Source organism: Leptospira perolatii (assembly GCF_002811875.1).
GTDB lineage: Bacteria > Spirochaetota > Leptospiria > Leptospirales > Leptospiraceae > Leptospira_B > Leptospira_B perolatii.
Map to the genome: position 1 here is coordinate 42,742 of NZ_NPDZ01000011.1, position 23,667 is coordinate 66,408.

Genomic DNA, 23,667 nt, shown 5'->3' on the forward strand with positions numbered 1-23,667 from the left:
AATCGAGCTGAATTTCTCGCTCGAAATATTCTCCTACTTTTCTATACAAGGTTGGAAGCAGTTTCCGTCAAGTATGATCAGTCGTCTTTACAAACTAGATGATCAAAGTATTCTTAAGATTTTGGTTTTGGGAAAGCAGGAATTGCAGGATTTTGAGAATTCCGGGCCTTACATTCGCTCTAAGGTTTCTCACTATTCCGGAATTTCTCAAGAAAGAATACATGTATTAGATCAGGTACACGGTGTTAAAGCCTTGGACGCGGATCTACTTTCAGGGAAGGAAATGCCGGAAGCGGATGCATTTTTTACCGCGCAGAAGAATAGGGTGCTGGTAATCAAGACTGCTGACTGTTTGCCAATCTTCTTTTGGAACAAAAATATCGCCGGTGCGATACACTCAGGTTGGAAGGGAACTCTGGGAGGAATTACAGAGCTGACCCTCAAAAAAACGGAAAAAGAGAAAGGGATAAAATTGGAGGAACTTCGTTTCTTTTTGGGACCTTATGCAACTGGAAAGCATTATGAGGTAGGAGAAGATGTTGCTTCCCTTTTTCGAAAAGAGTTTCCAGATTGTTTAACTCCGATAGGAGATTCTGGTAAGTTTCTGTTGGAGCAAAAAAGTTTCTTAGAGATGAGGCTTTCTAAACTCGGAATTTTTGAGAGCTTGGAAAATTCTCAAATCTGCACTATGTCAGAGGATAGTGGGTTTTTCAGTCACCGAAAAAAGGACAGTGCAAGAAACTTGAACTGTATTTGGATGGAGTCAGTTACACCTTGATAGTTTTGCGAACAGTAGCATTCGCTTTTTCTAATACTTTTTCCCTTTTGATCGGTTTTACTATGTAATCCATTGCACCGTTTTCAACCAGTGCTTTCATTACAGCAGGAGTGTTCTCTTCTGAAATGAAAAGGATTCTGGGAAGTACGCCCATATCCTTCATCTCGAAAAATACTGCGTAACCGTCGATGGCTGGGAGCTGTAAGTCCATGGTGATCAGATCCACTTTACGATTTTCTTTGTAAAGCTTTAGAATATCCGGACCTGTTTCGGCGAAACCAACCACTTCATAGCCCTCAGACTCAAGAATTTGAGCCAGCTGCTTCGCTTGGAACTTAGAGCTTTCTGCGATTAGTACCTGATATGGTCGTCCCGAAGGAGTGATTCCGCCTTTCATCTTAACCTCATTTTAAATCCAAAATTTCAGACTACAATGCGTTTTCGATTTCCTTTCCGATTTCTTCCGTTCCCAAAACCGGAAGATTCGGTTCCGCAATATCTCTTGTCCTTTTTCCGGAGGAAATAACTTTTCTAACTGCGGTTTCAATCTTTTGCGCTTCTGCTTCCATAGAAAAAGAATACCGCAGCATTAATGCAGCACTCAGGATTTGCGCAATCGGATTTGCTATTCCTTTGCCGGCGATGTCTGGTGCCGAACCACCAGAGGGCTCGTACAATCCAAATCCTGATTCTGAGAGAGAAGCAGACGGAAGCATTCCGATAGAGCCTGTGATAACGGAAGCCTCATCCGAAAGGATATCCCCGAACATGTTCTCGCATAAAATTACATCAAACTGTTTCGGGTTTACGATCAACTGCATGGCCGCGTTATCCACATAAAGATGAGCTAGTTGGACGTCGGAAAATTCTCTTTTGTGTAAATCGATTACAACTTCTTTCCAAAAAACGGAGGTAGTCAGCACGTTTGCTTTATCGATACTGGTTACTTTTTTTCGTCTCTTTCTGGCGGCTTCAAAAGCTACCCGCGCAGCTCTTTCGATTTCTCTGCGAGAATATTTCATGGTATCGTAGGCAAACTCCTCTTGTCCCTGACCTTCTCTTCCTTTCGGCTCTCCGAAATAAATCCCGGATGTAAGCTCCCTTAGGATCAAAATGTCCAGTCCGTCTCCGATAATCTCTCCTTTGATTGGAGAAGCATTTCTAAGCTCTGAATAGATGATCGCCGGTCTCAAATTGGCAAATAAATCGAAGTGTTTTCGCAAAGGGAGTAAGGCTCCTCTTTCCGGCTGTTTTTCGGGAGGTAGGTTTTCCCATTTAGGACCTCCCACACTTCCGAACAAAATTGCATCTGATTCTTCACAAAGTTTTAATGTTTCAGGAGGAAGAGGGGTGCCGGTCTTATCGATCGCGATTCCTCCCACATATGCTTCCTGAAATTGGAATTCAGTTTTTTTGGATCCGAGCGCCTTTTCCAAAACGGAAAGTGCCACTTTCATGACCTCAGGGCCGATACCGTCTCCGGCAAGTACGGCAACTTTTTTCATTGGTTGTTGTTCCTTTTATTTTTGTTCGTTTTGAAATTCGGTCAGAACTGATTCTAAAATATCCAAGCCTTCATTTAGATATTTTGCCGAAATCGTAAGAGGAGGCATTACCCGAATGACAGTTTCTGCAGTTGCATTGACGATGAGTCCCTTGTTTAGGCAACTTTCAGCGACCTGTCTGGATGGAATTGTAAGTTCCACACCGATATGTAATCCTTTCCCACGGATTTCTTTAATCAGTTTTAATTTTTGCTGCATCTGATGTAATCTGCTGATTGCGATATCAGAGCAACTGTTCACATTGGAAAGTAGATCTCTGGTCTGAATGGCTCGAACGGTTTCATACGCAACCGATGCGGCTAAATGATTCCCTCCAAAGGTAGTGCCGTGAGTACCGGGGCCCAAAACTTTTTCAAACTTCTCTGCGACGATCAATGCACCGATCGGAAATCCGGAGCCTAGGCCCTTTGCTAGAGTCATTGCATCCGGAGAAAATCCGTAGGTTTCGAAAGCAAACATGGTTCCGGTCCTTCCAAATCCGGTTTGTATTTCATCCAGAATCAAAAGTGCATCGTTCTCTGTCGTAAGTTCGCGGGCTAAATTCATGAATCCGTGAGTAAGAGGAATAATTCCGCTTTCTCCAAGAATCGGCTCGGCAAAAAAAGCGACCACTCTACCTGCATACCTTTCGAATGCGGCGACTAATTCTTCCTCGCTGTTCGGCTGCACATACTCGATTCCTTCCAGTAGTTTTCCGAATCCAGAGTGTATCTTTGATTGTCCGGTCAGACTGATCCCGGATACAGATCTACCGTGGAAACTCTTTTGCAGAGAGATAATGATAGGGTCGCCGATTTGTTTTTGCTCTGCGTATCTGCGGGCTAGTTTGAAAGCTGCTTCTGTGGCCTCCGTCCCGGAGTTGCACAGAAATACTTTTCCCGGAAACGTATTTAATATTAAGAGTTCTGCAAGTTTAGAAGCCTCTTCCGAATAAAACCAGTTGGAAGTATGCATCAGTTTGTCTGCTTGGTTTCGAATCACTTCGATGATATCTGGATCACTATGTCCTAGATTGGTGACCGCGACACCGCAGAGAAAATCGATATACTGTTTGTTGTCTTGGTCAAATAGGAGCTCGTTGACCCCGTAACGAAACGCGACAGGATATCTGGAATACAGATCGAGTAAGTATTTATCCGTAAGCTCTTTTGTTTTCTGAAATTCGGTTGCTGCGTCGTTCATGATAAACCTGCCAAAGTTAAGAATTGGGTCTCTGTTTGATGTAGTTCGTCCAAAAGTTGTTCTGTCAGTCTAGGAATTTCGTCTCTCTTTTTGGGAGACTGCAGACTTTTGAAAGAGGAATAGATTTTAATTTTAGGTTCTGTCCCAGAAGGTCGGATCGTAAGTTTTGCTTCGTTTTCTAGCTCGAGCTGGATCACGTCTGAAGGTGGAAGACCTGCGAAAGCAGATTTTTTTGAGATTCCTTTGGCGACTTTGTTTTTAAAGTCCAAGAACCCGACTACTTTTCTTCTTCCGACCGTTTTTCCCAGAAGGTCCGATTCTCTCAATTTCTGGAGAGATTCCTGGATTTTCTTTTTGCCAGCCAATCCTTCTAGATTTAAGGATTTTAGACTTTCCTGGAACAAACCGTACTTTAGATAAATTTCATCTAGATAAGATAGCAAATCTTTCTTTTCGGCGAGGATTTCCAAAAGTAATAGGGCAGAAGAAAGACTGTCTTTGTCCCGTACAAATTGAACCGGCAAGTATCCGTAGGATTCCTCTCCTCCGAAAAGAAAGTACTGAGAGGAACTTACATCTAACTTGTTCATAACTTCAGCGATGAATTTGAAACCGGTGAGAACATTCTTGATCGCAATCTTGTTTTTCTTTGCGATTGCTGACTGCAAATCCGTAGTCACAACCGTTTTTACGATCACCGGTTTTTTACCCTTTTTGGTTTTTCCGAATTCTCTCTCTCCAAGAAAAGCGGCCATAATCGAACCGATTTGATTTCCGTTTAACAAGGTATAGCTTCCCGAGCCGTTCCTGATTCCTACTCCTAAACGGTCCGCGTCCGGGTCCGTTGCGATAAATACATTCGAGTTGGTTTTTATCGCCAGGTTTTTGCTGAGCTCTAGTGCTTCCGGTTCTTCCGGATTTGGGTATTTGACAGTAGGAAATTCTCCATTTGGATCTTTTTGCTCCGGTACTAGTTGCACCTTGCTGTATCCGAAATGGTTTAAAAGATCTTTCATATATTTTCCGCCGGTGCCGTGCAGTGGAGAATATACGATTTTTAATGAAGAGCGATCCTTATCCTTTACGGATTTGGAAAGTATTCCTGATTTTTTGATATCCTTGAGATAACTCTCGAAACATTTCCTGTCCACTTTATTTACGAATTTTTTATATAACGAATCTTTCGGAGATAAGATCTTGATTTCGTTCCAGTTATCTATGGACTGAATCAGTCCTATGATTTTGGAATCATCAGGCGGAACTAGCTGTTCTCCTTTGGAAAGATACGCCTTAAATCCGTTATATTCCGGAGGATTGTGGGAAGCAGTCAGGACTACGCCGCCGCTTGCCTTGTAATGGCGAACCGCGTAGGAAAGTAGAGGAGTAGGAGCTACTTCCGGAAATAAAAAAACTTTAATGTTTAAAGAAGCTGCGATTCCGGCCGTGACCTCCGCGAATTCACGAGACCTTCTTCTGGAATCATAAGCGATCACCAAAATTGGATTCTTGAACTTCTTTTTTAGATAACGAGAAAATCCTAGGGCGGCTCGTCCGACTGTGAACTCGTTCATCCTGCCGATTCCGTTGCCGATTCTTCCCCGGATCCCGCCCGTCCCGAATTCCAATGGAACCGTAAAAGCCTCGGTTTCGAGAGTCCGTTCTCCCTTTTGATAACGGGTCAAAATACCTTGGGCTTCGTTTCTAGTTTTTTCGGAGAAAGGACTTTGGGTCCAGGATTGAATGGTTGAGAGTTCTTTATCCATAGCTGATAAATTGATGGTCCGATTTCATAAAATTTTAGTTTCCCCCTGGTTCAACCCGTTTTTTCGCCGATTCTAAAACTATGGAATCTACAGAATTTTCTAGAGAGCAGCATCGGGAATTGGATTCTCTAAGAGCCTATCTTAGAAATATCGCAATCATTTTCTTTTTGTTATCAGGACCGATTTTCTTTAGCGCTGTATTCGCCGAATTACCAGGCAAGATCGCATTGCTCGGATGCTTGGGGACCTTCTCTTTGATTTTGGGAGTTTTGTCCTATAGCGCCTCACTTTCTTTTCGCAGATCCCTCGACTTAGAAGGGTCGGATCCAGAGCAGTTATTGTACGCGCTCAAAGATCTCAGAACTTTTTTGCTTTGGTTAGGCTGGACCTTACTCGGATTCTTTTTGCTTTCTTTTGCTGGCGCAATCGCTACTCTGTTTACTTAGGAAGTTTCTAATTTTCTAAGATGCAACTCAGAGAATTCTTTATCGAGGATAGGTTAGAACGGTATCGGAAAAAGGCGGCTTGCAATTTGGGGGAAAGCGGGATTCGAAATCTCACCCTCAAAGATTTAAGCGAGTCCATCGGCCTGGATCTAAACGAACTCGGAAATTTATCCTTAGAGGATTCGGAAAACAGAGGAAGTTACGAGTTAAGAAGAGAAGTGGCATCTTTGTATTCCGGAGCAAGCCCGGATCAAGTTCTGATAACTACCGGAACCGGAGAAGCCTTGTTTATCAGCTTTGCAGCAATCTTGGAAAAGGGAGATTTGGTTTCTCTTTTTTGGCCTGCCTTTCAGGGTTTGTATGAGGTCCCTCGGTTTTTAGGATCTAGAATCCAAAAGGTAAGTCTTCTTTCTCAATTAAAATCCGAGTCTAACTTCTGCTTCGGAGAATACAATACGGATATGCTTTTCCGAAACTCTCCAAAACTAGTAATCTACAATCATCCCCACAACCCTACAGGAATTGTTCCTACTGCAGAAGATAAGAAAGCATTGCTTTTGCATTTGAAGAAATTTTCCGGATGGATTCTGTTTGATGAGCACTATAGATTTTTGGAAGGAAAAGAAGAATTAGGCTGGAGCGGATGGGGGACTTCCGAACGCGCAATTTGCACTGGCTCTGTCACAAAATGTTTCGGGGTCATGGGGCTAAGAATCGGTTGGTTACTTGCTCCAAAGGAAGTGATCGAAAAGTCCAGATCGATCAAGGATTACCTTACACATACTGTATCTCCCATTTCGGAATACATTACGTTAAAGTTATTAAGGAATCGGTCCTTTCTGCAAAAGAAGGCCCAAGAAACGATACGAACCAATATCGAACTCTTTCAAGAATTCTGGCCTTCTTTGCCCGGAATAGAATCCTTTTCTCGCCCCAAAGGAGGAGTGGTCGGTTTTGCCAAACTAGCGAAAAAGATACGCTCCTCAGAATATTCCGATTATCTAATGGAGAATGCAGACGTATTCGTATTGCCTGGTTCCGATTTTGAAGAGGAGGGCTATCTTCGAATCGGATTCGGAGAGGATACGGAGCGATTCAGATCTGGATTGGATCGTTGGAAGAGCTTAGGTTCGCTGATCACTGATCTTTCGTAAAGTATCGCGTTTTCCATTTTTTCCCTGGGAGAATCTAACACCAGCTTGTGTTTCTTTTTTCCGACTTGCACATGAGGCGCGAGGTTTTGCTTTTCTATGTTCGCGTCCTGTTCGGAAGATGGTTTCCATCTCCAGTACAATTCTCTCAAACGGATTTCTAGAATGGATCCTAAAATATTCCATTCTAGTTCACCAGAGCGAAAGGTCATTTTTTGTCGAATCCTTGGGTCCAGGTGCTGTAATGTGGAAGGACTGGTCCAAACACCTAGTGGAAATTGGTACAGATTTTCCGGATCCATTTCAGATCCGTTTTGTACTCCATAGACCCAAGCCTCTGCACGATAGGCAAGATTCGGCTTAGGAAAAAAGTCCTCGTAGAGATTTCCGATCTGGTGGCTGCGAATTCTCATCACATAAAATTGGATCTTCCATTTACCGGGTGGGCCAAAGGGGACGACTCCTTCTGGAAGACAGTCAGAAAAAAAATGGCTTTCTATATGGCTCTCCCAAACAAGCAGAGGAGAGATTGTCAGAGTAGATTCCATTGGAAACCAAGCTTCCCAAAAATAGGGCTTTGACCTAGGAGAAACTAAATGTGTTCGCGGAATCTTTTGTTTTTTTTCCTTTTCCGGATTGGTTCCTGCCGGGAATCCGTAGTTTGCAACCTCTCCCCCCGGGAGTTTTTTTCTCCAGGGTAAAAAAGAAAAAATTTGGGAAAATTTTGCCCATTGTAGTTTACGAAGCCTTCTTTTTCTTTTTGCGTTCGGAAAGATTTGCTCTTCCTGGATTTCCATATAGGGAAAGGGGGGATTGTTTTCCGTCCAATCAGATGTTTCGACTTCCTTGCCGATAGGATAAATGGCTTCGGAAACAGATTCACTTCTCAAGAAAGGAGAGAACCTTTTCGAAATTTGTACTTTAGATGCAAAAAATTTTACAGAAATTCGGAACCAAACCCGATGCAAGAAGGATCTTAATCTGTCCCTGTAGTTCCGAAAGTGGTCCATAGGTTGATAGATTTACCTAAGGGATGAGAGACGCAAGCTCATTGGGAGGCACCATTGGGGAAACTAGAGAAAAAGGGAAATTATATGGGAAGAGCAGCATTTGAGAACGATGAGTTCCTACATTCAGTGGATGCATTCCATTTACGGGTATTGGCGGAAATAAATTATCCACAAGCCTTGTTTAAAGCAACCAAAATCAAGGATACGATATGTATCTTTGGTTCAGCCAGAATTCCTGGACCGGAAGAGATGGCCAAAAAAGAAAATACCAAAAAGAAACTATCTCCTCAAGAAGCTAGGATCTTGGATAAGCAAAAAGAATTGGTAAAATATTACCAGGACGCCTACGAGACCGCAAAATTAATTACTCTATGGGGCCAGGAGATTTCTAACGGTGGAGATAGAAGGATGGCAGTTTGCACCGGCGGCGGACCTGGAATCATGGAAGCAGCAAACAAGGGAGCTACTGACGCTGGAGGGCCCAGCCTTGGCCTGAATATCCGACTTCCTTTCGAGCAAAGTTTGAACGCGTATGCAGACCCAGCCTTGAGCATAGAATTCCACTATTTCTTCTTGAGAAAGCTTTGGTTCTTGAGACTTTCCAGAGGGATCGTGGTGTTTCCCGGAGGATACGGAACAGTGGACGAACTTTTTGAGACACTGACTCTGATCCAAACCGGCAGAAACAATCTAAAGATCCCGGTCGTTCTCTACGGCAAAGAATTCTGGGACCAGATTTTTGACCTGGAAAAAATGAAGGAGTACGGGTTGATCGATCCGTCTGACCTGGACTTGGTTACCTACTGCAATACCCCGCAAGAAGTGCTAAAGACACTGAAGGCGAAGGTCCCAATGGAAGAGTAGAAAGAAATCCCTGAAATTCAGGCACCAGGAAGTTGAATTCTTGACAGACCTTTCTCCCGGAAAATTATGGTCGCAATATGGCCAGAAAATGTGTCGTTACCGGTCGCGGAACAGTCGCTGGGAACAATGTTTCTCACTCTCACCTGAAAACCCGTAGAACCTGGAAACTCAACCTAATCAAAAAGCGGATTTTCTTAGAAGATGAGAACCGCTGGGTGACTGTGAGGATCTCTACCAGAGCTCTCCGCACTCTCAGAAAAAAAGGAATTAAAGCCGCGATCAAAGACAACGGCGGATCTTTACAATCTCTTGCCCCGAAAAAATACGTCGGAATCCAAAGACAGGCAAAGAAAGCCTGAGTTTGTTCCGACTCGCCAATACGTATCCCGAGTCTTCTCTCTTTTAAAGGGAGAATTCGGGGCCGTCAGATCTCCCTTACATTACAAAAAAGACTACGAGTTCGCGATCTCGGTGATCCTATCCGCGCAGTGCACGGACGAAAGGGTCAACCAAGTTGCGCCGGTTTTGTTTTCTCGATTTCCGACACTGGAATCGATCGCAAATGCGGAACCGAAGAAAATAGAAGAAATCATATTTCCAACCGGCTTCTATCGAAATAAGACGAAATCGATCCTGGGGTTTTCTAAGCGATTATTAGAAGATTATAATGGAAAATTACCTGAATCTATGGAAGAGCTGACCGGATTGCCAGGCATCGGCAGAAAGACTGCCAACGTAATATTAAACGAAATTCATGGGATTTCTCAGGGATTTGTAGTGGATACACACGTCAAAAGGGTTTCCGTTAAATTAGGACTCACTGAGAACACGGATCCGGTTAAGGTAGAAAAAGATCTGCTAAGAATTGTTCCTTCCGCTTACTGGATGGACTTGTCATTATATCTGATTTTCCTAGGAAGAAAATGGTGCAAGGCTCATAAGACCTTTTGCAACGAATGCGTATTAAAGGATCTTTGTCCGTCCTCCTCGACAGAATCAGCTCAAAGAAATACCAAAAAGGGGAAGAGATGATGGAAGAAAGTCCTCTGGAAAAAAAATTAGAAGGCATGGAATTGTCCACGCAGCATATCGTCATGTCTCGTGATCTGAATCAGCACGGATTCTTGTTCGGTGGGCAAATGCTCGCCTGGATCGACGAAGGATGTGCAATGTATGTAATGGAAAAAATTCATTACAGCAATATAGTTACAGTAAGTATGGACGATGTAGTTTTTAAGAGCCCGGGATTGTTGGGCGAGATCATTCAGATTTATTCCAAAATAGAGAAGGTCGGAAAAAGCTCGATTACCATTCGGAACTCCTCTGTGACCAAGAGTCAAAAGACTAAACACGTGAGAGAAATCATAGATTGCAGGATCACCTACGTTTGCCTGGACGACCAAGGTAAGCCATTTCCGTACTTTGGTGGTTTTGACGTAAGTAAGCTTATTAGCTAAACTGAATATAGATCATGTCGTTTCGATTTCCAGTTTCTCCCGAAAAGCAGAATTCTCTAATCTCTAGAATGCTTGCTCTAGGAATTCAGGAATCTGACCTAGAAGAAACTTTTACTCGGAGCGGTGGAAAGGGCGGGCAGAACGTGAACAAGGTTTCGACCGCGGTCAGACTTTTGCACATTCCTTCTGGTGTAGAAATCAAATGTTCGATTCACAGAACCCAAGGACTGAACCGTTATAAGGCGCGTGTACTACTTTGTGAGAAACTCGAAGAAAAAGAGAGAGCCTTGTCGAAAATAGAAGATCCAGAGCACGCCAAGATTCGAAAGGCAAAAGCAGACAAAGCTAGAAAAGTAAAACGGAAGGCGGCTTCCTTGGCAGCTCGAAAACCGGAAAAAGGACCGAAGCAAGAGGAAGATTGGGAGTAGTTTCAAACCAATAGAACGTGTAGGACCTCCTACACGGGAATCACCTGCAAAATGGGTTGTAAAAAATCCGCTTTTGTGGCACGCGTGACGAAACGTCGCGGAGGGGTTTCCCACCACCGGCCCCCCACCCAGGGCCCCGGGCGGGGCGCACCAAAAGTAGGAACTCCTACGTCAATCGATCAAATTTGTGTATGACTCCAAAGTCCAATCTAGTACAGATAAATGCAGCTAAAGTAAATGTCAGAAGTACTCAATCACACTCTAATCGTTGAAAAAATAAAAAACCTGACCGGATCACCAGGGTGCTACCTCTGGAAAAACCAGGAGGGTGAGATCATCTATGTCGGAAAGGCGAAGGAACTAGACAAAAGGATCCGCAGCTATTTAAAAACGACTCACCCCGACTTAAAAACCCAGTGTCTGAGAAGGGAAATTTTTGATCTAGACTGGATTGCCACTTCTACTGAGAGAGAAGCTTTGATACTCGAAGCGACTCTGATCAAAAAGCACACTCCTAGATTTAACGTCAGATTAAAGGACGATAAAAAGTACCCGTATCTTTGCGTCTCCTTTTCAGAGCCGTATCCGATGATTTATGTGACTCGAACTCTAAAGGACAACGGAGATCGGTACTTCGGTCCGTATACGGATGTCAAAACTACTAGAGAAACCTTAGATATCATTCATAGAATCTTCCCGATTCGAAAGACCGTGCAAAGTTTGCCTTTGCCAAGGCCCAGGAGGCCCTGTCTCAACTTCCATATGGGAAGGTGCTTGGGACCCTGCCAAGGGAATGTTCCGGAAGACGAATATAACGTAATCGTAAATCAGATTGTACAGTTTTTGGAAGGGAAAAAGGAAGCTCTTATCACCGAGTTGACCAAAAGGATGGCCGAGAATTCCGAGAACATGGAATATGAAAAAGCCGCCAGATACAGGGATATGCTCGAGAAGCTGCAGAAATTCAGACAAAAACAGACTGTGGTTAGCTTGGAAGGTGGCGACGAGGATGTAGTTGCATTCGCCAGAAAGCAGGATGAAGGCCAAGTCATCGTGATGGAAGTGAGAGGGGGAATGCTGGATAACAAGAAATCCTTTCCGATCCAGGGTGTGGAAAATTCCTCAGACGAAGAAATACTCACTTCGTTTTTCAGAGATTATTATATGAATGCGAGCCTGATTCCCGCTTCGATCTTAATGGCATCCTCTGTGAAGGACGAAGCAGATGCAATCCTGGACTTTTTGCAGGAAAAAACAGGGTTTAGGCCAAAGCTAAAATTTCCTAGAATGGGAGAAAAAAGATCCTTACTCAAAATCGCCGAGAAGAACGCGGAACTAAGTCTTACAGAACGATTGCTTGCGACTCAGTACAAAGACCAGACACCAGCGCTCAAAGAAATCCAGGAACTTTTTCATCTCAAGGAACCACCTCATATTATTGAATGTTATGATATTTCGCACTTTCAGGGATCTCAGCCTGTAGCGAGCGGTGTGATGTTTGTAGAGGGAAAGCCTTTCAAACAAGGTTACAGAAAATATAATATTCGAGGTTATGAAGGAATCAATGACCCCGGAATGATGCACGAGGTGATTGCTCGAAGATTGCAAAGAATCACAAATGAGGAGTTAACTGTTCCGGACCTAATAGTAATCGACGGAGGTTATACTCAACTCACCAAAGCCTGCGAAGCGGCATTAGAGGCAGGTTTAAATAAACTTCCGATGGTCGGATTGGCTAAGAAGCGCGAAGAAATCTATTTTCCTGGAGAAACGAATCCTTATACTTTCGATATGAATTCACCCGGAATGAAGCTTTTGCGTAGGATCAGGGACGAAGCCCACAGATTTGGAGTGGAACACCATCGTTCTAGACGGAACCGAGCTGCCTTGAATTCACTGATCCAGGATGTTTCCGATATTGGATTAAAAAGGAGTAAATTACTACTTCGCGCTTTCTCTGGGAAAAAGAAAATCGAAGAGGCAAGCATAGAGGAGTTGAAGCAAGTTTCTGGAATAGGTGCTTCCCTGGCAGAAAGAATTCATTCCCATTTCAAACAAAGGACCTCTAAACCAGAATAATTTTATCGCACACCTCTACTTTTTCTACTCGAGAAAGTGGAGGTGAATGTGAACCAGAAAGCCAATATCCACGATACCATTTCGTTTTTCACATTTCGTTGTATATTTATCCTACAGATTTTTCTAATATGCGCGCGGTGCCATTCTAACTCTAAGCAGAACTGGTGGAAAGTTTCCGAGATCCCAGAATTTCATGTGGAATATGATCTGGAATCAATCGATCCTAAGAGCTTCGATCTGCCTCCCGACTACAATCCTAGGATTACGATTTCGGAAGGAGCAACCTGCATTGTTTCTTCTGAAATATCCCGCTTAAGGGCATCGGTTTGCTCACCAGACCCTGATCAAGCATTCAAAGAAGTGGTCAGCAGATACTGGATTGCATGGAAGGAAGCCACCTTGCTTCCGGAAGAAATCTTGTCGAGTAATGGGATAGGCCACTGGGGCTTGATAGGCACCTACAGCTCAGCCGCTTTAAAAAAACTAGTTTCAGAAAGTAACTTCTACTTAATCGGAAGCAAGAATTCTGATTTGGGAGAAAAGGAGAGCGCTACCTTTAGGCTAGGCAGAAATTCATTTGCTCGGACAAATTCCTTTGGAAGTTTCAGCATATTTAAATTACCTAATGCTAATTTTATTTTAGTATTCCCACCAAGAGATATCAACGGTTCGGAAATCTTTTTAGCGATACAAGTAAACGCTACCTATTCGAATACTGTGGAAGATGCATTGTTCGGGATTGAAAAGAGGAATCAAAACGCAGTTGATCATTGTGCGCCAGGGCTTCCCGAGATAACAGAAATCTTTGGAGAACCAGAGTCTGAATTAGGTAGATGGATAGAAGTAAGGAATCGGTCGGAGAATTTCCTTTGCGAGAAGGATCTATTTCTGGAGGTATTCGGGCAAAGATATGAATTGCCTCCTACTATTGGATTCTTTCTTCCAAATGAAACCAGAGTGTACTCAGAAGAAAACTCCAAATTAGAGGGGGTGAATCTAAAGATCCGATGGGGTGACTTGAAGAGAGAAGGAAAGATTCGGATGATCTATCAGAATCTTACTTCTGAATTAGATTTACCGGGGAGCGAGTTCAAATTTCAGGAAAAGTATGTTTCTTGGAAGCATGGATTTTCGGACTGTTCTTATTTGCCTCTTACTGGATATCTGCCTCCGAGTTTCTGTATGGATCCCGGAATGGAGCTTAGGAAAACCGGAGAAATTGTTTCCAATCTGGATTTTTGCCATTCCAAAGATTTTATATTAGAAGAACTGAATGCAACTGGACTTTATCAGGTTCAGACTTTGAGAGCTGATCGAAAATTTTTGGACTTGGAATATACCGGGTTCGCTTCTTGTATTCCTTCCAATCTAAGTGTAGTCTGGGGAACAGAGGAGATTCCGATTCAGATTTCCAAAAAGACTTTGGTGCCTGGGGACATTCTTAGTCTAGGTGCTCTTCCTTTTTTGTTCGGTTCAGATACTTTTTCCTATGGGAATCTGGAAGGAGGAAAGTATTCAGAAAAAATCTTTCTGAAACAGAATCTTCACTCTGAAATTACAGAACTTTGGAGTGGAAGTACGAGTACGAATGCTGGCATTCCAATTGGGGTTTCTACAGATCACACTTTCGGTCATACTGTATCGATCACATGGAAGGATCGGATTCCGATTTTTCACCCGGAGATTCCATCCGTTCTTCCCGAAAATTATTCTCCAAAACACAGGGTTTCTCCTGGGCAGAAATTCAAGGAATTGCCTACCAAAAATGAAATGTTTGGAAGGCCCAAATTTTCGGAGGTCTCTTGGATGGGTTCTTACAAAGGAACCGAGTCCGTATTAAATGATAGATTCATAGAATTAAAATTGGAGGAAGGAGCTGAAGAATCTTTAGAAAGCATTTATCTGGAAGTGTACCAAGATTCAAAACTTTTGAAATCCTGGTATTTCCCTCTGGAAAAAGGATTCACTGTACTAAGTTCTAATTCACTTTCCTGCTTTTTACAGATTCCTTCTTGGAAAATCCCGGGCTTCATTTTGCCCTCTACCGGGAAAGTTACTCTGCTTCTAAAAGATCCGATTTCGGGGAAAGTTCTGGACCAGTTCTCGTACGATTCTTCCGGGCCTGGTCGAAATGACACTTCTACAAAGGTACGTAAATCTGCGGCTTTGAGTCTTGCGGCGCCAGGGATTTCTGTATGGAGAGAAAGCGAATACTGGAATCTCTCCTTCAATCGGTCGGAAGAATGCGCAAATACTCATGCAAGTCCAAACGATTCGAATCATTTTTCCACTTACTTACATAAACAAGATGGAATGATTTATTGGGTTTCCTCTGCGTTTTCGAATTCGGTAGAATTCTCTCGGATCAGAGGTTATTTTCCTTGGTCCGAAACCGGAGGTGTTTCTAGCGATTGGTTGGAATTGCCTTTCGGTTCTTATCATCCGAGAGAATTATTTTCCATTCTAGAAATTCCGTTCGAAGGATCTTCCCTTCTATATTTGGACTCAGGATCTGAAAGCGTGCAGATCCGCAGATCCAGTCTGAAAATCAAAGCATTGCAACCTAATCCAATTATTTCTAGTAATGAATGGGTACTGATCTGCAACGAAGGAGTAATCCCTGAGTCTATCGATTCACTCTATCTTTTTGATACAAGCTCTGAGGATAAGATTGTTCCTTTCCGTACTAGATTTCCTTCGCAAGTTCCTTCGATTACGGGCGCTTCGCCGGAAAACGGATGGGAACTAAGCTCCTCCTGGTTAGCAGGTCAAGAATGCGGGTACGTTTTGAGTCCGGGATTTGTAAACGCTACCTTACCTTGGACTGATTCTCGCCATAGAAATATATTTTCGATCGCGAGCACTAGTTCGATTGGAAATGGATTGGCTTCCGATGAACCGGTCGACCTATTTCGAAAGACAGAGAGTTCAAAAATACTACTACATTCTTATGGAAATCGATATTCTACCTCCCCATTTTCTATTTCTGTAAGTAAAGGAGAGATACCAGTTCTAAAATCGGAGAAGGACGGAGACAACGCATCAGATTACGAAATCTTGATGGAACCGAAATGAGAACCCTGGGGCTATTTCTCGGGTGGAGTTTATATCTTTTCTGTAATTTAGAGATTTTTGCGGAAACCAAGAAAGAGGAAAAAACTCTCTATAAAATGCAACTCGGATTTATGGGTTTCCGCGCGCATTCTGTGTATAAGGAAAATGGATTGTTTGGAGAAACTTTGGAACAGCAAAAAGCCGGAGTAGCACTGCCGATCTTTCTAGAAGGATTTCTTCAATCAACGGAAAGAGAGTATCAAGTGGAACTTTCTCTTTCTTTGCTCGGTGATCCCGATGGTTCTGTGAGAATCTTTCCAGGTAAGAATTCCTATATTTCGCTTTTGACGAAGGATGTAAGTTTGGGAATCGGTAGAAAGTCGGATCCGGAGGCTTTTCCTTCTTTCAAGTCTTGGTCTGATGGAGTGGAAGGATTGTTTATCGAATCCAGAAACTTTGCCGGGGTAAAACTAAGGCTGGACCTCTTGGATTTGTACCGTGGTTTTCCACTTCGAGAAACAAAATGGTTACAATCAGCTGCGAGCTTTCTTCCGGATGCAGCCCGGACTAAGTTGAGTTTTCCTGATTTTGAAACTGGGGAGAATAACCTGCGAACAGTTGAACGAGATCTTTCGTTTCGGTATAGAGCTGGCTTCCATCTGGAAGGAAGAAATGTACTGAATAGTATCGGAAGTTTGTACTACCTGTTTCAGGTTCGATACATTTCGCTCGGTAACTGGGGAAGATTTAGTAGAGATACTTTGGAGGCAAGAGGAGGAGAAAAAAGCGGAGACAATGACTATCTTACTCATTGGCAGTTTGGGTCTGGTTGGACTGGTAGAATTGTTTTCTTTGGTTTAGATACGATGTTCAGCAGAGGTTTAGACAAGACAGCTGCGCATCCTCAGCGTTCCGAGAAAAGTCTGGCAATAAGCGGGGAGGCGGTTCGGATTTCTGCAGGGACTTATGGTGACTGGGGTTCTTTTAGAATCCACGGCTTCTTAAGTGATCCGGATAAGAGAGCTTCTAATGGAGAGATTTTAGAATTAGGATTTGTAGGAATGGGCAACAGGCCGTTTTCCAATCCATTGTTGCAGCAGATCTGGAGAGTCGCTCCTAGCGCATGGATTGGTGAGCATGGCTTGGAAAAGGTTACCGGCTCAGGATTAGGACCTCGTCCTGCAGGAGTGATCGGTGCCTATCTTCAATTTCGAGAACAGTACTGGGAAGTGACTCTGCAAGCAAATCTATTGTCTTTCTTAAAAGATTCGGAAGGCTCGAGCGGTTCCTGGTCGCTTTCCAAGCGAGGAATTTCTAGCGACTTCATTCGTGAAGCTTCTGTTCAAATCGGCCATAGATTGCTTCCGGCTCAAAACACACTTCTATGCATAGAAGTAGGAGGGATGGAGGCCGGTCCGCATCCTTTCGTCAGACAATCTTATCTCTATCTGTATTGGAGTTGGCAGGTGCTATGAGAAATCTCTTTCGATTCTTGTTTGTTCTTGTCTTCGCTTATTCCTTTGTATTTTCTTGCCAGCAAGAAGGAGAGGGTTCTAATTCCTGGGTTTCCCAATTTACGCAGGCTCCTGTGGCTGCGTATTTCTCCTACCCAGGCAGATACGTTCCGATCGCACAGAAAAGAAATGTGACCGAAAAGCTACTCTCTTTGGTAGAAAGTTCCAAGCATTCTATTCTGCTTTATGCATATTCCTTTGATCACCCAGAATTGGAACTTAGAATTCTGGAGGCAATAAAAAGGGGAGTTCATTTCCGAATGATCGGAGACCGGGAAAAGATCTATCCGAAGTCTTTTCATACGCATCTTTCGTATTGGGGTGGCTCCGGCTTACAGCATACTAAGGTGTTGATTATCGATTCCAAAACAGTTTTTTTGGGTACAGGAAATTTTACGAGCTACGGATTAGAAAGGGACCACAATGGTTATATAGTCTTTGACCTTGATGCAACGGAAGTGGATTCGTTTCTGCAATTTCTCGAAGAGAGATACGCTTTGGGGTTTTGGAAAAAAGGAGAATTCATTTTTCGTAATTCTCCCTCAGAAGGAAGGATGATCCAATTTCAGTTATTAAACGAAGTCCAGAAAAGTTCTTCCGAAATCCGGTTCCTTATTTTCGATCACTACGATCCTGTTCTTACTTCGGCTTTTTACGAAGCCTCAAAAAAGAAAACTCTCATTTTTGGAATTTATGACAGGCCCGTCGATCCGGAAGGATTACTTATTGCAAATTCTGGAAATATAGAAATTAGGGAAGATGGAAACGAAGATAAATTAGACAGCGAAGAATTCTCGAAAGGAGGTTTGCTCCATCATAAAACTATGATCATCGATAGATCAGTACTGCTCACTGGATCTTATAACTATTCAGCAAGTGCTCGAGACTCTAACCGCGAAATTTTTATCAAGACAGAATCGCCGGTTCTAACCATTCCATTTTTGCAAGAATGGCAAAGAATCTATGCTTCATCGAATGGAATCTCTGGAACTTCAGTGCTACTTCCTTCCGAAAAAAGTTGGACCTTCGGAACGGATGCCTTCGGTGATTATCTCTGCAGAAATCAAACCGGGATAGAAGAAGTGTTTGTTCGGACCGGAATCTATTGGTTTCAGTGGGTTCTTTTCTTTCGCTTTTCGGATGAGGAACTTTGCAAATATGGAAATCAATTCGAAACCATCAGTTCTAGTCCCTACGGTGGAAAATTAGAATTTTCGAAACAACATCTTTCCGCGTTCTCCTTCACTCTATTGAATAGAAAGGGTGAGCTACTGTTCCAAAACTCTAAAACCTTGTTGGAATCTCAATTTGAAGAAACACTGTCAAAACCCTTTGTATTTTTGCGACCTGATCATGTGATACAAAACGATTCTACTTTGGTTTGGAGTTCCACCTCGGCGGCAAAAGTGCAGAAATTCCTGGGAGACCAGGGAATACGTAAGGCTTGGTTATTGGCCCGGGGAAAAAATCCACTTTCGGTAAACGCAAATAGAATCGGGAATGTCTGGGAAATAGACGCGGCGTTTCCGGATAACGGTGCAATTCTATTCTTCGAAACCAGCCGAGTGACAATCGTGTTTTGTGCGGGTCAGTTGGGAAATTCACCAGAATGGGCGAATCGCATGCTTTTAGCAGCAAACGATTGGTCCAGGACAGATCGGAATATTATTTCAGAAGTTTCTAGTTTAGAGGAAAACGGATTTCTTGCAAAAGGAATGCTCGAAGCAGCAGATCAGACTTTCTTTTCTGAATCAGGAAAGTGGCCGACTAGAGCTGCCAATTTTTGCAGATCGTATCAGTGAGAAGTCACTTCGCTTTGTTGCGCTGAGTCGTTTTCAGAACGAACGAATAACCCGAGAAGCAGCCAGAACAGAATTACAACTTCATCATCTTGGAAGTAGCACTGAAAAAGTCCGCTCGCAAAAAATCCGAGGAGTCCATAAAAATAAATCAGTCTGTCAAAAATCAAACGGGACTCGAACAGGCGACTTATGATGTTCCCAGAAAGTAACAAATAGAGCAGGATTGCCGGAAATCCGAAGACTGCGAAAAAATGGAAATAATCGTTATGTGCATGACCTCTCTGTGTCACCTCATAGAAGTACGCGAGTTCAGGATAATCTTCCGAGTGCTGTGTTCTTGTTTTTTGGATTTCCTTGTTGTAGTTCCCAGGTCCTACTCCGATCCAAGGATGTTCACCGATCAAAGGAAAAGTAGAATCCCAGATAAAAGTTCTGCCTGAGTCCGTGTGTTTTTCTTTTCCGAAGATAGGTCCGAGTACTTTTTTTCCGGCTGGGCTGAACGCCAATCCTAAGCCTAAAACCAGAGCAGAAATTGTAAAGATCAGACCTCCCTTGATTAAATAGTTCTTAGGAAGTTCTTTCTTCACAAAAAATAAATGAATACCGGCGAGAGTCAGAGTAACCAAGGCACCGATCATAGCAGAGCGAGCCTGGTTCAACAAAAACACAAACATATATAGAACTAGCAAAGTCGCGTAGGCAAAGATCTCTTTCTTTTCTGCGCGATACAGACTTTTCAAAAATTTAAAAACAATAAAACCTGAAAAGAACTGCAGTAATCCTCCGAAAGTGAGGTGTGTGTTCATCAATCCGATCGAAATGTAAAGAGGGATCCCACCGAAACTTCCGAGTGGGTGAGTGAATCGATACGTGCTGCTCGAAGTGTACAATTCGCTGATCCATCTAGACAAACGAACCGAAGTGAATCCACCCAGGATTCCGGTGAAAACCAAGACCAGAAAAAGAACAAAGAGAGACTGAAATAACTTTGGAATATCCTCTGATCGAACCATCCAGACGGACAAGAATCCCAGAAATAAAAAGGAGTCTTTCAATTCCCCGTTCCAGGCCCTTTTTAGTTCGGAAGAGTCGCCCGGAAGAAAAGAGTGAAGGATAAAATCCAAAAAGTACCAAATGAATAGAGAGATCGCTAAATAGAAAAGCCAGCTCCTAGGAAAAAAAGGCCTGTTGTCCTTGGACAATTTCCAGGAAAAGATCCCGAATAAAAAGGAAAGCACCAGGAATCCCTGGCTTATACTCACCGAAATGCCGACCGTAACGAAGGTGACGCAAAGTGAATAGACATGAGCTTTTCGAAGTTTCTCTTGTAAATTCATGGTAAAGATCAATATACAGAATTCTCATGCGAGCTCCGTTGTAAATTCGTTATTTTTCGGATAGGAATTGGAGATTCGACTGGAAAAATCCGAAACACCGGAGGAGATTGGTTCGCATTCGAACTTATAAAATGAAGATACTTTATTTTTCAGATACTTTTCTTCCTAAGGTTGACGGCGTAGCAATTTCGATGAGGAACTTCGCCGAAGCTCTGGCCTTGCGCGGTCATAAGTTTATGATTTGTTGTCCGAAATACGGAGAAGGTGATTTCGATCGGATGGGGGAAAATATTCGGATCGAAAGATTTCGAAGCGGTTATTTACCTAGTTATCCGGATATCAAAGTAGTACTTCCTTCTCCTGCAAAGATCAAACGCTTAATCAAAGAGTTTGAACCGGATCTAGTCCATGTACACACTCCCGGTTTAATGGGACTCTATGGGATCAACGCGACGGAAAGGTATGGAATTCCGAGTATAGGTACTTATCACACCTTAATGTCCGAACAAGATATGTATCTTTCCTTCTATCGCTTGTTAAAGCTCGACAAGCTATTTATGAGGATAGGAAAGCTGAATAAAAAGCTCCGTATCAAGGATCTGATCAAATTCGAGAAATTCGATAAATTCAATATTCGTAAAAAGATCATCCTAAAAATTACGAATAACCTTTATGACAGATGCGATCTGATAATTTCTCCTTCTCATCTTATCAAAAAGCAATTAGAAGAATTCGGTCTGCACAAGCCCGTTGCAGTCATTTCAAACGGGTTGGATCTTTCTCAATTTAAAGGAGAGCCAAAGCAGCTTTCCAAGAATCCTAAGTTGCTGCATGTAGGCAGAATTTCGTATGAGAAGAACTGCGATGTAATTATCAATTCTTTCAAGATGATCCACGATATACTTCCGAATTCAAGTCTTACGATTATCGGAGATGGTCCTGCACTGCCTTCCTTAAAACTCCAGGCGGAAAAACTTGGAATCGGAGATGTTGTGGATTTCAAAGGATTCATAGATCGCTCCAAATTACCGGAGGAATATCCGAACTATGATCTTTTCTTAACAGCTTCTACGATGGAAACGCAAGGTTTGGTGATCCTCGAATCGATCGCGTGCGGTTTGCCCGCAGTCGGAGTGGATTCTTTTGCGATTCCGGAACTGGTTCATGACGGCCAGAACGGATTCATTGCGAAACCGTTTGATGTAAAGGAGATCGCCGAGAAATCGGTACAGATTCTAAAGGATCCGGATTTGTATGCAAAATTTTCAGAAGAGTCGATTCGGATCGCGCAAGGCCATGAAATGAAAGCATGTGTGGACCGTATGGAAGAAGTGTACAAAGTGACTGCGGAACAAAAAGGAAAAGGAAAGAAGCCTTCGCTTATGAATATGATACTTTCTTTGGATCCTTTCGGAATTTTCGGTTAATCTTTGAGTTTAATCTGAGTTAAAACTTGGTTCTACGATTGTTGGCTTTTTAGAATAGAGTATTAATATTTGTGATTACACGAATTCGCTTAATCACATCTTCTGGCGATATCCACTCCATGCATGCAAAATCCTTACGATAGCAAGTAGTGTTTCCGTAGATACTGCAAGGTCTGCAGGGCAGATCTTCGATTTGTAGCACACCAGTATCCTCCTGACCGAATGGAGCAAAGCCGGAGTATGGGTGAGTCGTTCCGAACAACGCAATCACCGGTCTTTTTAAAAGTGCGGCAATATGAATGTTGGAGGAATCCATTCCGATCATAATGTCCATTCTCTCCATGATCCCGAGCTCTCCACGAATCCCTAATTTACCGCCCGAAACAATCGTGATAGAAGGATCTCCTTGTCTCCATTCTTCCATGGCAGGTGCTTCTTGATTGGATCCAAAGAGGAAGATTCTTACATTCGGAAATTCTTCTTTCAATAAACTTAATAAAGCCAAGCTTTTTGCGTGCGGCCATTCTTTCAGTTTGTGGCCTGCAAAAGGAGCGTACCCGATCCAAAGTCCGTCCTTTTTGTCTATTTTTCTCGAGGTCAAAAAGTCTTTCGCGTACATCTTTGAATCTAAGTCCAGATTGATCCAAGGTCCTTTTCTGACTGAAGCAGGGTAACCAGCCTTTTCGAAGACTCTCAAATATCTTTCTACGGTGTGAGGAAGTTTTTTTAGAACCTTTTTCTTTTTCCGAATCTGTCTGAGTTTTTCTCTTCGGCCTTTCACGATTTGGAAAATCGGAATCCCCTTGAATCTAAAGAATAAACTGATGAATCTGGAACGAACGCTAGAATGCAGGTCCACTACGCTTTCGTAAGGGCCTAGTTTATTTAGTTCACGAAATAATCTATACAGACCAGCGATCCCGCGGTATTTCTTTAGGTTGATGCCGATCACATGAACGTTCGGAATATTATAAAAGAAAGGCGCGTAGTTACCGCGTGTAACCACCGTTAACTGCAGATTCGGATATTTAGCTGCAATCGCAATCAGCGCGGGGGCCATTAAAGCGACGTCTCCCATTGCTGAAAATCGAAGCACTAATATATTCATGCTTTCTTCGTGTAGAGGGAAGGGTTCAGGTTCTTATCGTTATACATTTTCATTTGCCTGTAAACCTTGTAAAACTTGTCACCCTTGGAAAGATCATCCAAAAGCTCATCCAGGCAAACTGATAAGTCCTTTCTCTGTTCCAAAAGAATCTCGAGCTTTGCTTTGCAATTCTTGAGATGGGTCTCGGACACATCCTTACGATGGGTCTGTTCTTCCATATGATAGATCTTAAGCTCCAGGATACTCATCCGGTCAATGAGCCAAGCTGGAGTCTCAGAGTTCATCCTAGCACTGTTTTTTTTAGGAACGTCTTTATATTTTGACGAAATCATATCGTCAATTTGCTCTACAAGGTCAGTTCTCTCCTGGTTCAGGGAGTCGATTTTCCGTTTGAGCTTTACGAGTTCGCTATCGGGTAGATCAGGACGTCGGATTTCGTCCTCGACATGCCATTGGATGGTGTCGATTTGATTTTTCTGGTAAAATAGACCTTCGAGAGACGATTTGGAAAACGGATTTTCCGAAAGCGCCTCCTTTCTATGCCAGTCTTGAACCGATTTCTGAAAAACGGATACGACTGAGGCGGAATCTAAGTTCATCGGAGCTAGGTTTTTATTTCAAAGACAAAAATCAAGAGATTTACTCTCGCTTTAAGTTCTGCCGGAACACCAAGAAAGGTTGTAAGATCATACTTTACAAAGA

Annotated in this window: 21 protein-coding genes; 13 read left to right on the forward strand and 8 right to left on the reverse strand. The window is 42.9% G+C overall.

Annotated elements, in window-relative coordinates; genetic code table 11:
• Window positions 1–73: 73 nt before the first annotated feature.
• On the forward strand, window positions 74–778 hold the full coding sequence (locus tag CH373_RS15080) for a purine nucleoside phosphorylase YfiH/LACC1 family protein (RefSeq protein ID WP_100714974.1): 705 nt from the start codon (window positions 74–76) through the stop codon (window positions 776–778).
• Here the strand turns inward: CH373_RS15080 and CH373_RS15085 are convergent.
• The 4 genes from CH373_RS15085 to CH373_RS15100 are packed head-to-tail and all read right to left on the reverse strand — an operon-like array spanning window position 768 to window position 5,288.
• Window positions 768–1,175 (reverse strand): response regulator, encoded by a 408-nt coding sequence (locus CH373_RS15085; protein ID WP_100714975.1) that lies wholly within the window; start codon window positions 1,173–1,175, stop codon window positions 768–770. The two genes, CH373_RS15080 and CH373_RS15085, sit on opposite strands and share 11 nt — an antisense overlap.
• A gap of 31 nt (window positions 1,176–1,206) precedes the next feature.
• A complete protein-coding gene (gene leuB / locus CH373_RS15090; protein WP_100714976.1) occupies window positions 1,207–2,283 on the reverse strand; it encodes a 3-isopropylmalate dehydrogenase in 1,077 nt (358 codons plus the stop codon).
• Window positions 2,284–2,298: 15 nt separating this feature from the next.
• Complete coding sequence (locus CH373_RS15095; protein WP_100714977.1) at window positions 2,299–3,525, reverse strand: aspartate aminotransferase family protein; 1,227 nt, start codon at window positions 3,523–3,525, stop codon at window positions 2,299–2,301.
• Entirely contained in the window at window positions 3,522–5,288 is a 1,767-nt protein-coding gene (locus tag CH373_RS15100; RefSeq protein WP_100734103.1) for a phospho-sugar mutase, read from the reverse strand. Before CH373_RS15100 ends, CH373_RS15095 begins: the two co-directional genes overlap by 4 nt.
• Before the next feature lie 80 nt (window positions 5,289–5,368).
• Between CH373_RS15100 and CH373_RS15105 the strand changes: the two genes are divergently transcribed.
• Together CH373_RS15105 and CH373_RS15110 are read left to right on the forward strand one after the other, a co-directional pair.
• Complete coding sequence (locus CH373_RS15105; RefSeq protein ID WP_100713992.1) at window positions 5,369–5,734, forward strand: hypothetical protein; 366 nt, start codon at window positions 5,369–5,371, stop codon at window positions 5,732–5,734.
• Window positions 5,735–5,754: 20 nt separating this feature from the next.
• Window positions 5,755–6,888: an aminotransferase class I/II-fold pyridoxal phosphate-dependent enzyme gene (locus CH373_RS15110; RefSeq protein ID WP_100713993.1), complete on the forward strand. Its 1,134-nt coding sequence runs from the start codon at window positions 5,755–5,757 to the stop codon at window positions 6,886–6,888.
• Here the strand turns inward: CH373_RS15110 and CH373_RS18580 are convergent.
• Window positions 6,792–7,775, reverse strand: a complete 984-nt coding sequence (locus tag CH373_RS18580; protein ID WP_125169984.1) for a hypothetical protein — start codon at window positions 7,773–7,775, stop codon at window positions 6,792–6,794. The genes CH373_RS15110 and CH373_RS18580 overlap by 97 nt on opposite strands.
• A gap of 204 nt (window positions 7,776–7,979) precedes the next feature.
• On the opposite strand from CH373_RS18580, the gene CH373_RS15130 reads away from it, so the two are divergent.
• From CH373_RS15130 to CH373_RS15170, 9 genes are all read left to right on the forward strand, one after another.
• Window positions 7,980–8,759 (forward strand): LOG family protein, encoded by a 780-nt coding sequence (locus CH373_RS15130; protein ID WP_100714110.1) that lies wholly within the window; start codon window positions 7,980–7,982, stop codon window positions 8,757–8,759.
• A gap of 77 nt (window positions 8,760–8,836) precedes the next feature.
• Complete coding sequence (gene rpmB, locus CH373_RS15135) at window positions 8,837–9,118, forward strand: 50S ribosomal protein L28 (RefSeq protein WP_100713997.1); 282 nt, start codon at window positions 8,837–8,839, stop codon at window positions 9,116–9,118.
• Window positions 9,069–9,791 (forward strand): endonuclease III domain-containing protein, encoded by a 723-nt coding sequence (locus tag CH373_RS15140; protein ID WP_100713998.1) that lies wholly within the window; start codon window positions 9,069–9,071, stop codon window positions 9,789–9,791. The genes rpmB and CH373_RS15140 overlap by 50 nt, the downstream gene beginning before the upstream one ends.
• Window positions 9,788–10,216 (forward strand): acyl-CoA thioesterase, encoded by a 429-nt coding sequence (locus tag CH373_RS15145; RefSeq protein WP_423789785.1) that lies wholly within the window; start codon window positions 9,788–9,790, stop codon window positions 10,214–10,216. The genes CH373_RS15140 and CH373_RS15145 overlap by 4 nt, the downstream gene beginning before the upstream one ends.
• A 14-nt stretch (window positions 10,217–10,230) precedes the next feature.
• Window positions 10,231–10,644 carry a peptide chain release factor family protein gene (locus tag CH373_RS15150; RefSeq protein WP_100714000.1) on the forward strand — a complete coding sequence of 138 codons (414 nt, stop codon included), beginning with the start codon at window positions 10,231–10,233 and terminating at the stop codon, window positions 10,642–10,644.
• 237 nt (window positions 10,645–10,881) lie between these two features.
• A complete protein-coding gene (gene uvrC / locus CH373_RS15155; protein ID WP_100714001.1) occupies window positions 10,882–12,723 on the forward strand; it encodes an excinuclease ABC subunit UvrC in 1,842 nt (613 codons plus the stop codon).
• Window positions 12,724–12,771: 48 nt separating this feature from the next.
• Entirely contained in the window at window positions 12,772–15,798 is a 3,027-nt protein-coding gene (locus CH373_RS15160; RefSeq protein WP_125169986.1) for an LIC11755 family lipoprotein, read from the forward strand.
• Window positions 15,795–17,252: an LA_2168 family protein gene (locus tag CH373_RS15165; protein ID WP_100714003.1), complete on the forward strand. Its 1,458-nt coding sequence runs from the start codon at window positions 15,795–15,797 to the stop codon at window positions 17,250–17,252. The genes CH373_RS15160 and CH373_RS15165 overlap by 4 nt, the downstream gene beginning before the upstream one ends.
• Window positions 17,249–19,093 (forward strand): phospholipase D-like domain-containing protein, encoded by a 1,845-nt coding sequence (locus CH373_RS15170; protein ID WP_165778849.1) that lies wholly within the window; start codon window positions 17,249–17,251, stop codon window positions 19,091–19,093. Before CH373_RS15165 ends, CH373_RS15170 begins: the two co-directional genes overlap by 4 nt.
• Here the strand turns inward: CH373_RS15170 and CH373_RS15175 are convergent.
• A complete protein-coding gene (locus CH373_RS15175; protein WP_100714005.1) occupies window positions 19,087–20,430 on the reverse strand; it encodes an O-antigen ligase family protein in 1,344 nt (447 codons plus the stop codon). The genes CH373_RS15170 and CH373_RS15175 overlap by 7 nt on opposite strands.
• Window positions 20,431–20,561: 131 nt before the next feature.
• On the opposite strand from CH373_RS15175, the gene CH373_RS15180 reads away from it, so the two are divergent.
• Window positions 20,562–21,857 (forward strand): glycosyltransferase, encoded by a 1,296-nt coding sequence (locus CH373_RS15180; RefSeq protein WP_100714006.1) that lies wholly within the window; start codon window positions 20,562–20,564, stop codon window positions 21,855–21,857.
• Window positions 21,858–21,906: 49 nt separating this feature from the next.
• Here the strand turns inward: CH373_RS15180 and CH373_RS15185 are convergent, their stop codons facing one another.
• Complete coding sequence (locus CH373_RS15185; protein WP_100714007.1) at window positions 21,907–22,965, reverse strand: glycosyltransferase family 9 protein; 1,059 nt, start codon at window positions 22,963–22,965, stop codon at window positions 21,907–21,909.
• Window positions 22,962–23,564, reverse strand: coding sequence for a DUF4254 domain-containing protein (locus CH373_RS15190; protein ID WP_100714008.1), 603 nt, complete (start codon window positions 23,562–23,564; stop codon window positions 22,962–22,964). The genes CH373_RS15185 and CH373_RS15190 overlap by 4 nt, the downstream gene beginning before the upstream one ends.
• Window positions 23,565–23,667 lie beyond the last annotated feature (103 nt).